The organism is Chitinophaga chungangae, assembly GCF_017742215.1.
GTDB lineage: Bacteria > Bacteroidota > Bacteroidia > Chitinophagales > Chitinophagaceae > Chitinophaga > Chitinophaga chungangae.
Map to the genome: position 1 here is coordinate 1437899 of NZ_JAGHKP010000002.1, position 14794 is coordinate 1452692.

The following is a 14794-nucleotide window of genomic DNA, read 5'->3' on the forward strand; positions in this document are numbered from 1 at the left end:
TTGCCATCTTTAAAAATTAACCGATGAAGGACTTAGAAAAAGAGTTTAAGCTCACCAGCTGGGCGATCGATAATAAGGTGAGCATTTACGTGGCGACCCTTATCATTACGATCGCCGGTTTCCTGGCTTATAATAAAATGCCGAAGGAGCAGTTTCCCGAGGTCGTGTTCCCGCAGTTTTACATATCTACCGTGTATTTCGGTACTTCTCCGGAGGATATGGAAACCCTCGTGACCAAACCCATCGAGAAAAAACTGAAATCCATTTCCGGCGTAAAAAAGATCACCAGCTCTTCCATACAGGATTACTCCGCGATCACGATCGAATTTAATCCCGACGAAGACCTGGAAGCGGCCGCCAATGAAGTAAGAGCGAAAATAGACGAAGCGAAGCCGGACCTCCCCACCAACCTGTCCACAGACGGGCAGGAACCACAGGTGATACAGATAGACGTTTCCCAGATCCCGATCATGAACGTGAACATGAGCGGCGACTTCGACCTGCAGACGCTTAAAAGATACGCGGATGAAATGCAGGATAGGATCGAAGGGCTGAAGGAAATTACCCGTGTAGACATCGTGGGCGCGCTGGACAGGGAGATCCATATCGACCTGGACAAATACAAAATGGACGCCGCCCGCATCAGTTTCGACGATATTGCGAACGCAGTGGCGATGGAGAACAGGACGATCTCCGGCGGCCTTGTGTCGATGGACGGCCAGAAACGGACCCTGTCTGTAAAAGGCGAATACAAAGACCCCACGCTGATCAGGAACATCGTGATCCGCGGTTCTTCAGGCGCAATCGTATACCTGAGAGACATTGCAGATGTAAAAGACGATTTTAAAGAACAGGAATCATATGCCCGCCTCAACGGCAAAAGCGTAATCACGCTCAACGTTATCAAAAGAAGCGGCGAAAACCTGATCGACGCGTCGGACAAGATCTCGAAGATCGTGGAAGAAATGAAGGCCGGTTACCTGCCGAAAGGCCTGGACGTAACCATTACGGCCGATCAGAGCGAATCCACCCGCGTTACCCTGCACGACCTGATCAATACGATCATCATCGGTTTTATTTTGGTGACCGTCGTGCTCATGTTCTTCATGGGCGCAGTGAACGCCATATTCGTGGCGGCTTCCGTACCTATCTCCATGTTCATCGCTTTCGTGGTGCTGGGCATGATGGATTACACCCTGAACATGATGGTGCTGTTCTCCTTCCTGCTGGCATTGGGTATTGTGGTAGACGATGCGATCGTGGTAATTGAGAACGTGCACCGTATTTTTTATGAACGAAGGGACCTCGGTATTGTGAAAGCCGCGAAAATAGCGGCGGGTGAAGTGTTCCTCCCCGTATTCTCCGGCACGCTCACGGTACTCGCGCCGTTCTTCCCGCTGCTGTTCTGGCCGGGCATCATCGGCAGCTTCATGAAATTCCTGCCAGTGACGCTGATCGTTACCCTGCTGGCCTCGCTGGTAGTGGCATATATTATCAATCCCGTGTTCGCGGTGGACTTTATGGACCGTCACGAAGGGGAAAGTCATCCCAAACCCCGCTTCGACAGGAAATTCACCATCACCACGATCGTATTCGCCTTTATCGCCCTGATCTGCTATACCATCAGTTTCGGCGCGGGCAACATCGTATTTTTCATTTACCTGCTGGTAGTGCTGGAACGTTTCTGGCTGGGCGGCGTTGCAAGGAAATTCCAGAGCAATATCTGGCCCCGCGTACAAAACCGTTACCGCAGGGTGTTGAGCTGGGCCATCGTTGGATGGCGCCCGGTATTCATCCTGCTGGGCACTTTCGGCCTGCTGGTGTTCAGCATTATGCTGACCGCGATCCGCAGCCCCAAAGTGGTGTTTTTCCCGCAGGCGGACCCGAACTTTATCTACGCTTACATCGAACTGCCGATCGGTACGGACCAGAAAGTGACCGATTCCATTACCAATGTGATCGAACAAAGAGTGACCAAAGTAGTCGGCGGCACCCAAAACCCGCTGGTGAAATCCATCATCTCTAACGTGGCCGTTGGCGCGGGAGATCCCAGCCAGATGGACATGAGCACCCAGCCGCATAAGGGTAAGGTGACCGTAGCGTTCGTTGAATTTGCGAAACGTAACGGCCAGTCTACAGTAAAATATCTCGACGAGATCCGTAATGCCGTGAAAGGCGTGCCTGGTGCGGATATTACGGTTGAGCAGGAACAGGGCGGCCCTCCCACCGGTAAACCGATCAACATCGAAATTTCCGGTGATGAATTTGAACAGCTGGCCACTACATCAGACCGTTTGAAACGTTATCTCGATAGTCTCCAGATCGGCGGCGTGGAAGAGCTGAAAAGCGACTTCCAGAGCAACAAACCGGAGATCATCGTATCCATAGACCGCGAACGCGCGAACCGCGAAGGGATCTCCACCGGCCAGATAGGCGGCGCATTGCGCACGGCGCTGTTTGGTACGGAAGTATCCAAATTCCGCGACCCGGAAGACGATTACCCGATCATCGTTCGCCTGCAGGAAGACCAGCGCAATAATATCAACACGCTGATGAACCTGAACCTTACTTACCGCGATATGAACATGGGCGGCGCTATCCGCCAGGTGCCCCTGAGCGCCGTGGCCGATATCCGTTACTCCAACACGTACGCAGGCATCAAACGTAAGGACGATAAACGCGTGGTAACCCTGTACTCCAACGTACTGACCGGTTTCAACGCCAACGAAGTGGTGGCGGCCATCAACTCCGCGGTGCTGGACTTCAGCCCGCCGGACGGCATCAGCGTGAAAATGACCGGTGAACAGGAAGACCAGGCCGAAACCATGGGTTTCCTCCTGATCGCCATGGCAGGCGCTATCGGCCTCATCTTCTTTATCATGGTAACGCAGTTCAACTCCGTGGGCCGTTCTTTTGTGATCTTCCTCGAGATCCTGTTCAGCATCATCGGTGTGTTCCTCGGGTTCTCCATCTTCGGTATGGACATCTCCATCGTAATGACCGGCGTAGGTATCATGGCGCTGGCAGGTATCGTTGCCCGTAACGGTATCGTGCTCGTGGAATTTATCGATCTGCTCACCATACAGGGCGTGCCGGTGAACGAAGCCGTGGTGGAAGCGGGCAGAACGCGTATGACGCCCGTGTTGCTCACCGCCATCGCCGCCATCCTCGGTCTTATCCCGCTGGCGGTAGGTCTTAACATCGACTTCTGGGCATTGTTCAGCGAATTCAACCCGCACATCTTCTTCGGCGGCGACAACGTGGCCTTCTGGGGCCCTCTCGCCTGGACGATGGTGTTCGGCCTCATCTTCGCCACTTTCCTTACGCTTATCCTGGTGCCGGTGATGTACGCCATGAACAAACGCTGCATCGACGTGCTGGATCTTTACGGCCTGCCCCGCGGGCTGAAATATGTGCCGTTCCTGGTACTGATCCTCAAACTGTTCTCCCGCAAGGAAACAGTGCGCAAGCTGCACGATCTGAACTACGTATCACCGCGCCCTTATAATTTCTTTAACCACCAGCCTGACGGCGAGGATAAAGAAAAGGCCAGATCCGCCAAAGGAGTAGTAATGCATTAATAAAGAACTGTTTTTTCTTTTAATAATCAGAGCAAACAGTGTAACAGTTGTAGGTTAACAAGTACCGTCCCGATTCCTCGGGACGGTTTTTTTTATGTATTTTTCGAAATACCTGAAAACTGATATCATGCGATTATTCTTCTTATTGCTACTCTGCGCCTCCTGCGCTTATGCCCAGGAAAAGCCCGTATTCACAGACGCCCGCAACTTCCAGTTTATCGGCAAAGGCCTGCCCACCGATCCTGTGTACGTAAGGCTGGACACCGTGCAGACCAGGCCCATGACCGATGCGGTGAAATACCTGAGCACGCACAGCGCGGGCATTGCCGTGCTGTTCCAGACCAATTCCCCGTATATCCGCGCCCGTTGGGGGCTGATCAAAGGGCTGTTCTACGCCAACATTACTCCCATCGCGCATAGCGGGCTGGACCTGTACTGCCTGAACAAAGAGGGCCACTGGCAATGGTGCGGCGTGGGCCGCCCGGGCGATAAGGACACGATGAACGTCGCGCCCCTGGTATCTAACATGGATACTTCGATGAAACAGTTCCTGCTCTACCTGCCCACCTACAACCAGGTTACTTCCCTGGAGATCGGTGTGGCGCCGGGCGCAACGCTTTCGCGCATACCCAATCCCGCAGTAGACACCACCCGCCGCGTGGTGATCTACGGTTCCAGCATCCTGCAGGGCGCTTCGGCGAGCCGCGCGGGCATGGCGTATCCTTCCATCCTGCAGCGCAAAACGGGATGGGAGTTTGTCAATCTCGGTTTCAGCGGCAACGGTAAAATGGAATTCCCGGTGGCGGAACTGCTGGCAACGATGCCCGCCAAAGTGTTCGTGCTGGATTGTATTCCCAATCCTTCGGCCGAACAGATCCGGGAAAGGGCGTACCCTTTCATCAAACACCTGCTCACCAAACGGCCGGAAGTGCCGGTATTGCTGGTGGAAACGGCCATGCGCGAACAGGGATACTTTGATCTGAAAGTAGGCGGGGTTGTCAAAGAAAAGAACGACGCTATACGTGAAGCCTATACGAAATTAAAGAAAGAAGGCTTCAAACAACTGTATTATTTGCCTGGCACGGACCTGATCGGTCATGATCACGAAGGCACCATCGACGGTGTGCATCTCACAGACCTGGGTTTTACGCGCCAGGCCGAAGTGATGCTGCCCTTGCTGGAAAAGCTGATGAAAAAATCCACGTCGGCGAAATAACCAAATTCGTAACTTGCTTTCATTAAAAGGCGACAAAACCTATGCTTAATAATCACGAGATCGACTACCGGATTCACGGTGAGGAGATGCAAATAGTAGAAATAGAACTGGACCCGCAGGAGAGCGCGGTAGCGGAAAGCGGCAGTTTTATGATGATGGACCAGGAAATAAAGATGGAAACCCTTTTCGGGGACGGCTCCGGGGCGCAGCAGGGCTTTTTCGGTAAACTGATGAGCGCCGGCAAACGCCTGATCACGGGTGAAAGCCTCTTCATTACCGCATTTACCAATGTCGGCCAGGGAAAAAAACGCGTGAGTTTCGCGGCGCCTTACCCGGGCAAGATCATCCCGATGGACCTGCGTTTGCTGGGCGGAAAGGTGATCTGCCAGAAAGATGCGTTCCTCTGCGCGGCGCGCGGCGTGAACGTGGGCATCGAGTTCCAGCGTAAACTCGGCACCGGCATTTTCGGCGGCGAAGGTTTTATTATGCAGAAGCTGGAAGGCGACGGGCTGGCGTTTGTACATGCCGGCGGTTATGTGATAGAAAAAGAACTGCAGCCCGGCGAGGTGCTGAAGGTGGATACCGGCTGCGTGGTGGCTTACACCCAGCAGGTGGACTTCGACATCGAGTTTGTTCGGGGCGTGAAAAATATGGTGTTTGGCGGCGAAGGCCTGTTTTTCGCGGTGCTGAGAGGCCCCGGGAAAGTATGGCTGCAAAGCCTGCCTATCAGCCGTTTGGCGAGCAGGGTGCTGGCTTACGGCACGGGCGCGAGGAAAGAAGAAGGCAGCATTTTGGGCGGCCTGGGCAATCTGCTGGATGGTGATTGATGTATATTTAATTGATTCTCAATGAATTAAAACAAGGCTGCGGGGAGGGAAAGAAATGTCTCCCCGCGGTGCCATATCCGGGAACGACCGTTACCTTTGAAAAAAGTTCCTCCGTTCATCTATTTTTTGCAAATAATTAACGAACAGATTGCTACTATTGTCTTAATATTGCCCGGAGGCTTAACCAGATACACCGGATTTTTTTGTATATTAGAGTCTGAACAGCGGCTGGCACTGTGTGGGTGCCACTACAGTAATATCACTGGCGCGGATGAAAGACAATTTATCCTGGTGCTATGAATAAGAATTGAAAAACTTACTCATGTTGAAAAATTCAGGTGAATCCCAGGCATGATAAAATTCCAGGTTTTCTTAAGAGTAGGCCGACTAGCGGTTTTAGGATGAGATTCCGGTTAACCATAAACAACTACCTTAAAAAATTTCCTGTCGAGATGGCTGAGATGTTTAATTTTTAAAATTTCCGCGAAAAAATTGTAATGCAAGCGGCGCTAAATTATCTTTGCTGTTCCGGAAAAAATGTAAGAGAAATAAGTATTCAAACGGAAGCCGGTATTTGTATTATGTACGATCAATTATCCCGACGTTATGCGGGTGAACGCACCGGCGCCCAGATTATAAAACCTAAACAAGTAGGTGAATTTCATTTTTATGAAATCATTGAAAATTGCTTCAAACACGCTTTAATCAAGTAAGATGAATTTTGAGAGAAACGAACGCCCCCGAAAGTATTCTCCTGGCTACAACAGAGATCAGCAAGAACCCAACCAAGACCAGGAAGGCGGTTATTCCAAGAAACCCGAATTTGGCAAAGACGATGACCGTCAATTTCCCCCGCGCGAAGGCGGCTACACTCCACGTGAAGGCGGCTACAGGCCCCGTACAGAAGGTGGTTACACCCCCCGTGGCGGCGGCGTGAACAACAGCGGCGGCGAAGGCCCGAACTTTAACCGCGAAGGCGCGTACAACCGCGAGACCGGCGGCTATACTCCCCGTAACGAAGGCGGTGGTTACCGCGACCGCGACGGCGGCGGCTACAACCGCGACCGTGGCGAAGGCGGCGGTTACAATCGCGGCGGCGGCGGATATGACCGCGGCGGTGGCGGCGGTTACGACCGTGGCGGCGGTGGTGGATACGATCGCGGCGGCGGATATGACCGTGGCGGCGGTGGTGGATACGACCGTGGCGGCGGCGGCTATGATCGCGGTGGCGGTGGTTACGACCGCGGCGGCGGTGGCGGCGGCTACAATCGCGGTGGTGGCGGTGGCTACGATCGCGGCGGTGGTGGTGGTTACGACCGCGGTGGCGGTGGTGGCGGCTACAATCGCGGTGGCGGCGGCGGTTACGATCGCGGCGGCGGTGGCGGCGGCTACAATCGCGGCGGTGGCGGCGGCTTCAACCGCGGTGGCGGCGGAGGTTTCAACCGTGGCGGCGGCGCACCCCGTCAGGGTAAGCCCGGAGGTTTTAACCGCGCACCCAAACCAGATAACAAGATCTATTTTATTGCACTGCTGCCCACAGCGGAAGTAGGTAAGGAGATCATTAAAATAAAACAGGATTTCGCAGAACAGTACGGACCCATGTACGCGCTGAAAGTGCTCCCGCATATCACCCTGCAGGTGCCTTTCACCGCAGATCCCAGCCTCGAAAGAGCTTTCTGCGAAGAACTGACCGAATTCGCCAAAACACAGGCGCCTTTCGAAGTTTCACTGAACGGTTTCGGCACATTCCCGAACAAACAGAACCGCGTTCTCTTCATCAACGTGGAGAAAAGCGAGACCATGAGCGCAATGCACCGTCAGCTCATCAACTTCCTCAGGAAAGAATTCGGCTTCAGCACCATGCTGGCACGTACCGGCTTCACCCCGCACGTAACCGTAGCCTTCAAAGACCTTGAAGACGCACAGTTCGAAAAGGCCTGGCCCGAGTACGAAAACAAAGAATACAAAGCATCTTTCAAAGTGAACAACCTGTACTTCCTGCGCCACAACGGCAAATCATGGGAAGTATTGCAGAAATGCAAACTGGGCGGCGCCTGAGAATAAGATGTTTTCCGATACTAAAAATCCGGGTCCTTAATATGGCCCGGATTTTTTTGTTGCATACTGGACACATGTGGGAAATTTATGTTTGAGGAGGCCTTTAATGTGAACGTGTGAAATTATATGTGGCTGCAGATCGCCAGTGATTTGAAAGATACACCCGGTAAAAAAAAGTTTAAACGGGAAGTTGTTTTGCGTAGGTGAAATGCCGGTTGGGCCTGTGAAGACAGGCTTGCGCAGGGCATAGAGAGAACGGGAAATAAACAATGGAATTTATTACCTGATTTTTATTTGAATGCCGTTTTACCTGCTAATCCTGTAAACGTCCTTCTCCTCCTCGCTGATCGTTACTCCGGCCGCTTTTGAGATCACATCCAGCACTTCCGCAAGCGAAGGATCGCTGAACGTTCCCGTATAATTAAGCGTGAGAAGGGAAGAATCCGATACCACGAATCGTACGTTAAAATAATTCTCGACAGCCGTAAGTGTTTTGTACAGCGGCATGTTGTGAAAATACAGGCGGTTCTCTTTCCAGGCCATAAAATTCGGATCGCCATTTTTAACCTGCTGCGGTTCTTTGTCCTGCTGAAGAATGGCGCTATTCCCCGCCGTAAGCACCAGCGCGCCTTCTTCGCCCTTCTTCCCGGAAAAGGCCACTTTGCCGGTCACAACATCGAGCTGAACGGGTTTATGTTCGTACGCCTTGATCACGAAAGAAGTGCCCAGCACTTTGGTTTGCGATGCGCCTGCGGCCACGATGAACGGATTGGCGGCGTCAGCGGCCACATCGAAAAAGGCTTCGCCTTTCAGTTTCACGGTACGGTTATCGTCTCCGAAACCGGCGTTGTAACTCACCTGGCTGTTGCGGTTAAGATATACGCGGCTGCCGTCAGGCAGGGTGAAGGTTTTTTTATCGGCGTCCGCCACCAGTACGGTTTCTTTACCGCGCTGAACGAGGGTGAAAACAAGACCGGCCGCTGCCACTATCACGACGGCCGCCGCGGCCATGCGCCACCAGCTGTTGCGGCGGGTTACCACGCGCAGCGGTTCCGGGGCGGCCACATTCCCGGAAAACCTTTGCCAGTTGCGTTCAACATCGGGCTCGGGCATGCCGGCATAAGCGTCCGCCGTCAGGTCCCAGGTATCTTTCAGTGCTTCATAGTAGGCCTGGTTGGCGGGATCGGCCTCCAGCCAGGATTGTAATTGCGCCATCTCTTCCGCGGAGATCTCCCCCTCGATTTCCCGGGCAATCAGTGTGTCAATATGATCGTTGCTCAACATGCTTGATGCTATTACGGATTATTATCTGTTACTACTTTCTTCCAAGGTTGATAAAAAGGGCTGCCGGTTATTCTAAAAATTCCTTCAGCGAAACCCGCAGCTTTTTCAGCGCCGTTATCATCTGGTTCTCGACGGTTTTGACGGAGAGTTGCAGATGTTGCGCTATTTCTTTGTAACTCATTTCTTCGTACCGGCTCAGGATGAATATTTCCCTGCATTTTTCCGGCAATTGGTCCACCGCTTCCCGGATCTTTTGTTTCGTTTCCCTGACGTGCACGGTGGGAGCGGTGGTGCGGAGGTCTTCCACGGCAGGGCTCAGCTCCTGGTGAACGCCTCCGCGGCGTTTGTTTTTGTCGATGTGGTCCAGGGCCATATTGACCGCCGCACGGTGGAGGTATGCTTTGAAATACACCTCGTTCAGCTGGTCGCGGCGGTTCCATATCTTGATAAAAACTTCCTGCGCCAGGTCTTCAGCGGTAGCCATGTCTGGTATCAACCGGTAAATGGACTTGCAGACCAGCGGGAAATATGTTTTAAAAAGCGCTTCCATAAACTGGCGCTCATCTTCCTGCAAAAGGCTTTGTAACCGTGCGTTTTCGGGCATGGTGCAAAAATAACCTTTATGCTGGTTCTCAGCGTGGGCATTCATGCCGCGCGCCGGGTGTGACAGTAATAGTGCGGTAGCTTTCATGAAATATATTGGCCTATAACTTTATAACCTTCCCCGAGCCTGCGATCTTCACGTTTACCGTGCCGGGCGTACCTTTGTAGCGGATATTGCCGCTACCGTTGATCCTTGCGTCCAGGCGGTCGCTCACCCAGATCGTCTGTTCGCCGGAGCCGTTCACATTCACGTTTGCCGTGGCGGTCTGCAGTTCCTGCGCGTTCACGTCGCCGCTGCCGTTGATTTCGGAGAAATACGAGTTGGATTTGCCTTCCAGCCTGAGATTGCCGGAGCCGTTCAGATGCATGCGCACTTCGTTGGCGTCCAGTTTCAGGTTGGCGTCTGCGCTGCCGTTGATCTCGTAGGAGAAGCTGGTGCTCCTGATCGTGTCCGTACCGGTAAGCGAGCCGGAACCGGAAAACACGATCTTTTTCCAGGTTTCACCCTGGATGTACACGTGTATCGGTCTGAACCGCTTGAGATTCACGCCATTGCGGATCTTTACGCGAAGGGTATTGCCGCTCACGTACGTTTCGATGATGCGCATTACGTTGTCTTCCGCTTCCACCTTCAAAGGCGCCAGCTGGCCCTGTTTGATATGAACTTCCACCGGCCCGTCGATCGTGACCTCTTCAAACCGGTCTATCTGCCTTTCTTCGGTGACCACCTGGCCGGAGCCGTAAACGTTTTCGCGGGCGCAGCCGGTGAGTATCATGCCGAAGATCGCCAGCAGGCAAAGGATAAGGCCTGCGCTGAGGCCACTGTAGGTAAATACTGTTTCTTGTTTAGCCGTCATTTTCATACAAAAAGTGTTTTTAGGGGGTAAGCCACAATGGTGACTTCTCTATCATGACGGAAAAAGGAAAGGGCACCCCCAGAAGCTTCCAAAAAAAGCCCCGGGACGCCCGAAAAAAGGAAGCCGGTCTCTGAACGCATCAGAGACCGGCTTGATTAACCCCTATGAAAACCAACTATTGCGCTAATTTGATTTCACCGAGATCGGTAGCTTTACCGTCTTCAACTTTCACGTCGGTGATAGTTGCATCCTTGAACGGCTCTTTTGCGTCAACGATTACGGTGTAAGTGCCTGCTTTAGCAGCAGCAAAAGAGAATGCACCATCAGCTATGGCTGTTTTCAGCGTGTCGGTGCCAGATACTGCCCAGGCTTCGGTAGCGCCGTCTGCGGGTACTACTTTACCGGAAATGGAACCGTCGAATCCTTTGAATGCGAATGCGCCGAAAGCTACGGCTGCTACTGCCAACAGGCTTAATTTTGCTTTTTTCATAGCATACAATTTTTAAAAGGTTTAATAATAAAGAATGGTTCAAGTAAATAGTGTTCTCGATAAAAGATGTTTTGATTAAAATTATTGGGCTCTTTGAGAATTTTGCAAACACCATGCCACAACGTGCCAAAAAATGCATTTAACATTTCTTTAAAAAACCTTTAACAGTCTGGGTTTGCGGGGATTACTCAAATAAGTAGTTTTCGTATACCCATTCCTGTTATACAGCCTTAAGGCCCGATAATAAATGGTTTGAGGCGATTTGCAAAGAACGGTGCGTAAGACTTTTTCTCACGGCGGTAATAGCAACAAATATATTGCCAAACAAACAGCAATAGGCCCTCCGGAAGCGCTCAATCCTTCTCCCGTATTAGGTTTCAGGATTTTTCTAGAAAAGTCTACTGAGTTTGTGTACTTTTGCTACCCGGGAGGGCAGCGGAACTTTACGGCTGATTCCCTAATTTTACAGACTTATATATACCTAATCATAAAGAAACCGTAATGTCCAATAAAACGATACAACAGTTAGAGGATGTAGTGATAAAATTCGCGGGAGACAGCGGGGACGGCATGCAGCTTACCGGTACCCAGTTCTCCAACAACACCGCCCTGATCGGCAACGACCTGAGCACCTTCCCGGACTTCCCGGCCGAGATCCGCGCCCCGCAAGGCACGCTCCCCGGCGTTTCCGGCTTCCAGCTTCATTTTTCTTCCAACCGCATATTCACCCCCGGTGACGCCTGCGACGTGCTCGTGGCCATGAACGCAGCCGCCCTCAAAGCCAACCTGAAAGGCCTTAAAAAAGGCGGCATCATCATCGCCAATACAGACGGATTCGATTCCAAGAACCTTCGCCTGGCCAATTACCCGGAAGGCATCAACCCGCTGGAAGACGGCTCACTCGTTGATTACCAGCTTCATACCATGGACGTGACCAAGATGACCCGTGAGGCCCTCAAGGAAACCACCCTCGGCATGAAAGAGAAAGACCGCGCCAAAAACATGTTCGTGCTCGGCTTCCTTTATTGGCTCTACGACCGCGATATGCAAAGCACCGTGAACTTCCTGACCGAGAAATTCGGCAAAAAACAGGAGATCCTGGATTCCAACCTCAAGGTGCTGCAGGCCGGTTATAACTTTGCAGACACGGTGGAGGCCTTCTCCACCCGTTATAAAGTGGAAAAAGCCCGTATGGAGCCCGGCACTTACCGCAGCATCACGGGCAACACCGCCCTGGCTTACGGCCTGATCGCAGCTTCTCAGAAAGCTGACCTGCCCATTTTCCTCGGAACTTATCCCATTACCCCGGCCTCAGACATCCTGCATGAGCTGAGCCGTTACAAAAACTTCGGCATCCGCACCTTCCAGGCGGAAGACGAGATCGCCGGCATTGCTTCCGCGATCGGCGCCTCCTACGGCGGCCACATGGGAGTAACCACCACGTCCGGCCCCGGAATGGCGCTGAAAGGCGAAGCCATGGGCCTGGCCGTAATGCTCGAAATTCCCCTCCTTATCATCGATATCCAGCGCGGGGGGCCGTCTACCGGCCTGCCCACCAAAACCGAACAGTCAGACCTGCTGCAGGCCTACTATGGCCGCAACGGGGAATGCCCGATGCCGATCGTTTCCGCATCCACGCCTTCAGACTGCTTCGACGGCATTTTCGAAGCGTTCAGGATCGCCATTAAACATATGACCCCGGTAATTTTCCTCAGCGACGGCTACATCGCCAATGGCGCCGAGCCCTGGAAATTCCCGAAAAGCGACGATCTGCCCGCCATCGAAGTGAAATTCAAGAAAGCGCTCGACGAAGGGGAAGAACAATACCTGCCTTACCAGCGCGACGAAAATCTCGTACGCCCCTGGGCCATACCCGGCACACCCGGGCTGGAACACAGGATCGGCGGGCTGGAAAAACAGAATATCACCGGCAACGTGAGCTACGATCCTGAAAACCACCAGGTTATGGTGAAGATCCGCCAGGAAAAAGTGGACAGGATCGCGGACCATATTCCGTTACAGAAAATAGAAGTAGGGCCGGATAAGGGGAAAGTGCTGGTACTGGGCTGGGGCTCCACCTTTGGGGCCATCAAAAGCGCGGTGCTGGAACTGCTGGCGGAAGGCCACGAAGTTGCACACGCGCACCTGCGCCACCTGCGACCCTTCCCGAAGAACCTGGAAGAGATACTTCACAGCTACGACCATGTGCTGATCCCCGAGATCAACAACGGCCAGCTGATCCGGATCATCAGGGACCAGTTTTTGATCCCTGCCCACGGATATAACAAGATCATGGGCGTGCCTATCACGAAAGGTGAGCTGGTAGCGAAGATCCGCGAGTTGCTGTAAACTTTGCGAGAGTAGCAATTGCCTGTCTGGAAAAGCGTTTCCAACCGGTAATTGCTATTTTCGTATATTGCTATACGTAATCGTTTTTTGACCCGTATGCCATGCACGCTCAAAACATATCGCCTGAAAGGCATCGTTCCCGTATTCCTGTTCGGGATCTTGCCGATGCTGACTGCCTTTGCGGCTGCCGCGCAGGTTTCAAAATATGAGATACGTTTTGGCAACAACGTGGTGGGCCTGTTGGAAGTAAAGCAGGAAACCGCCGGCTCCAACCGCAAGCTCTCCATCCGCAGCCGTGTGCAGTCCAAATTGTTTTCCCGCATGGAAACGGATATCCACGCAGAATACCGCCACAATGTACTCCACGCCGCTTCTATGAAACGCCTGAACAACGGGCAGGAAACCCTCACCGAGAAAAACGAGAAAGGGTATTCGGCGGTCTTCAGAGGCGACAAAAACGAAAAAAAAGATAAAAAGATACATCTTCCCGAACAGCAGATCACCTATTGTGTAAGCGATCTCTATTTTACGGAGCCGCGCGACATTAAAAAAGTGTATTCCGAAACGCAGGGCCGCATGCTGGACATACAGCAATTGCCGGATAAAACTTACGCGCTGATCATGCCGGAAGGGAAAAGGAATATTTACCGTTATATAAAAGGCCGCCTGGTGGAAGTGGAGATCAACCACCAGCTGGGCAAAGCCTGGTTCAAACTGATCGAGAACAAATAAGCGCAACATTCTCGCAGGAATGTTGTTTAATGCATAGAGCCTGTTTACTCCGCCGCCGATTTAAGCACACCTGCTGATTAAACCTACACGCGTATGATGGTGCTCTTATTCGTAATACTGACTTTTGCCCTGTTATTCGCCCGCAAGGGAAATTACACCTTCGCTGTTGCCGGCTTTTTCCTGCTGCTGATACTTTCCATCTGCTGGCTGATCTACCACATTACTGACCGCATAAATATCAATTTATGAGAAAAACGAACGGCGTAATGCGGGATATCAATGCCACGGGCGCTTTAGGGCTGGGACTGGTGGTAACGGGCGCGTATATTTTCCAGTTCGTGCTGCACGAGCTGCCCTGCCCTTTGTGTATGCTTCAGCGCTTAGGTATGCTGGGTGCGGCTTTCGGCTTGCTGATGAATGTACGTTTCGGGCTGCGGCCTTCGCATTACGCAATGGCCATTCTCAGCGCGTTGTTCGGTGCGGCCGTATCGGTAAGACAAATATTGCTGCATATCGTGCCCATGGCGGGCCAGCCAACGGGCTACGGCACGCCGCTGTTCGGCCTGCACGTGTATACCTGGGCTTTTCTGATCTTTATCGTCACCATCATTGCCGCGGCCGTGCTGCTGTTATATAACCGCCAGTTCCGCGACAGCCGGGTGTTGCCGCTTACCCGTTACCACCAGTTCGTTTACTGGTTCATCATCGTGCTGGCGGCGGCCAACGCGCTCACCACCCTGCTGCAATGCGGCGTGCTGCCCTGCCCGGACAATCCCACGGAATACCTCATCTTCTAA

13 protein-coding genes are annotated in these 14794 nt (G+C 52.6%); 9 read left to right on the forward strand and 4 right to left on the reverse strand.

The window, feature by feature from the left end; all coding sequences use genetic code 11:
* Positions 1-23: 23 nt before the first annotated feature.
* The 5 genes from J7I43_RS14205 to J7I43_RS24855 all read left to right on the forward strand — a co-directional run bounded on the left by J7I43_RS14205 (position 24) and on the right by J7I43_RS24855 (position 7682).
* Positions 24-3581: an efflux RND transporter permease subunit gene (locus J7I43_RS14205; protein WP_209146342.1), complete on the forward strand. Its 3558-nt coding sequence runs from the start codon at positions 24-26 to the stop codon at positions 3579-3581.
* Between the two features lie 127 nt (positions 3582-3708).
* A complete protein-coding gene (locus tag J7I43_RS14210) occupies positions 3709-4797 on the forward strand; it encodes an SGNH/GDSL hydrolase family protein (RefSeq protein ID WP_209146343.1) in 1089 nt (362 codons plus the stop codon).
* Positions 4798-4838: 41 nt separating this feature from the next.
* Positions 4839-5624, forward strand: coding sequence for a TIGR00266 family protein (locus J7I43_RS14215; RefSeq protein WP_209146344.1), 786 nt, complete (start codon positions 4839-4841; stop codon positions 5622-5624).
* 497 nt (positions 5625-6121) lie between these two features.
* On the forward strand, positions 6122-6337 hold the full coding sequence (locus J7I43_RS14220) for a hypothetical protein (RefSeq protein WP_209146345.1): 216 nt from the start codon (positions 6122-6124) through the stop codon (positions 6335-6337).
* 1 nt (position 6338) lies between these two features.
* On the forward strand, positions 6339-7682 hold the full coding sequence (locus J7I43_RS24855; RefSeq protein ID WP_262898726.1) for a 2'-5' RNA ligase family protein: 1344 nt from the start codon (positions 6339-6341) through the stop codon (positions 7680-7682).
* Between the two features lie 306 nt (positions 7683-7988).
* On the opposite strand, the gene J7I43_RS14230 is transcribed toward J7I43_RS24855, so the two are convergent.
* From J7I43_RS14230 to J7I43_RS14245, 4 genes are all read right to left on the reverse strand, one after another.
* Positions 7989-8966 carry a FecR domain-containing protein gene (locus tag J7I43_RS14230; protein ID WP_209146346.1) on the reverse strand — a complete coding sequence of 326 codons (978 nt, stop codon included), beginning with the start codon at positions 8964-8966 and terminating at the stop codon, positions 7989-7991.
* A gap of 67 nt (positions 8967-9033) precedes the next feature.
* The gene (locus J7I43_RS14235; protein WP_209146347.1) at positions 9034-9615 is read right to left on the reverse strand and encodes an RNA polymerase sigma factor; all 582 of its coding nucleotides are present in this window, start codon (positions 9613-9615) and stop codon (positions 9034-9036) included.
* 55 nt (positions 9616-9670) lie between these two features.
* On the reverse strand, positions 9671-10426 hold the full coding sequence (locus J7I43_RS14240) for a head GIN domain-containing protein (RefSeq protein WP_209146348.1): 756 nt from the start codon (positions 10424-10426) through the stop codon (positions 9671-9673).
* A gap of 175 nt (positions 10427-10601) precedes the next feature.
* Positions 10602-10916 (reverse strand): carboxypeptidase-like regulatory domain-containing protein, encoded by a 315-nt coding sequence (locus J7I43_RS14245; protein WP_120517044.1) that lies wholly within the window; start codon positions 10914-10916, stop codon positions 10602-10604.
* Between the two features lie 501 nt (positions 10917-11417).
* Here J7I43_RS14245 and J7I43_RS14250 point away from each other — a divergent pair.
* From J7I43_RS14250 to J7I43_RS14265, 4 genes are all read left to right on the forward strand, one after another.
* A complete protein-coding gene (locus tag J7I43_RS14250; RefSeq protein WP_209146349.1) occupies positions 11418-13265 on the forward strand; it encodes a 2-oxoacid:acceptor oxidoreductase subunit alpha in 1848 nt (615 codons plus the stop codon).
* A gap of 96 nt (positions 13266-13361) precedes the next feature.
* Positions 13362-13997 (forward strand): DUF6134 family protein, encoded by a 636-nt coding sequence (locus tag J7I43_RS14255; protein WP_209146350.1) that lies wholly within the window; start codon positions 13362-13364, stop codon positions 13995-13997.
* A gap of 93 nt (positions 13998-14090) precedes the next feature.
* On the forward strand, positions 14091-14246 hold the full coding sequence (locus J7I43_RS14260; RefSeq protein WP_209146351.1) for a DUF5993 family protein: 156 nt from the start codon (positions 14091-14093) through the stop codon (positions 14244-14246).
* Positions 14243-14794: a disulfide bond formation protein B gene (locus J7I43_RS14265; protein WP_209146352.1), complete on the forward strand. Its 552-nt coding sequence runs from the start codon at positions 14243-14245 to the stop codon at positions 14792-14794. Before J7I43_RS14260 ends, J7I43_RS14265 begins: the two co-directional genes overlap by 4 nt.

Bases quoted from the DNA above. Each gene is read 5' to 3' on its own strand.
- J7I43_RS14205 (WP_209146342.1), top strand. From the start codon at position 24: ATGAAGGACTTAGAAAAAGAGTTTAAGCTCACCAGCTGGGCGATCGAT.
- J7I43_RS14210 (WP_209146343.1), top strand. From the start codon at position 3,709: ATGCGATTATTCTTCTTATTGCTACTCTGCGCCTCCTGCGCTTATGCC.
- J7I43_RS14215 (WP_209146344.1), top strand. From the start codon at position 4,839: ATGCTTAATAATCACGAGATCGACTACCGGATTCACGGTGAGGAGATG.
- J7I43_RS14220 (WP_209146345.1), top strand. From the start codon at position 6,122: ATGCAAGCGGCGCTAAATTATCTTTGCTGTTCCGGAAAAAATGTAAGA.
- J7I43_RS24855 (WP_262898726.1), top strand. From the start codon at position 6,339: ATGAATTTTGAGAGAAACGAACGCCCCCGAAAGTATTCTCCTGGCTAC.
- J7I43_RS14230 (WP_209146346.1), bottom strand. From the start codon at position 8,966: ATGTTGAGCAACGATCATATTGACACACTGATTGCCCGGGAAATCGAG.
- J7I43_RS14235 (WP_209146347.1), bottom strand. From the start codon at position 9,615: ATGAATGCCCACGCTGAGAACCAGCATAAAGGTTATTTTTGCACCATG.
- J7I43_RS14240 (WP_209146348.1), bottom strand. From the start codon at position 10,426: ATGACGGCTAAACAAGAAACAGTATTTACCTACAGTGGCCTCAGCGCA.
- J7I43_RS14245 (WP_120517044.1), bottom strand. From the start codon at position 10,916: ATGAAAAAAGCAAAATTAAGCCTGTTGGCAGTAGCAGCCGTAGCTTTC.
- J7I43_RS14250 (WP_209146349.1), top strand. From the start codon at position 11,418: ATGTCCAATAAAACGATACAACAGTTAGAGGATGTAGTGATAAAATTC.
- J7I43_RS14255 (WP_209146350.1), top strand. From the start codon at position 13,362: ATGCCATGCACGCTCAAAACATATCGCCTGAAAGGCATCGTTCCCGTA.
- J7I43_RS14260 (WP_209146351.1), top strand. From the start codon at position 14,091: ATGATGGTGCTCTTATTCGTAATACTGACTTTTGCCCTGTTATTCGCC.
- J7I43_RS14265 (WP_209146352.1), top strand. From the start codon at position 14,243: ATGAGAAAAACGAACGGCGTAATGCGGGATATCAATGCCACGGGCGCT.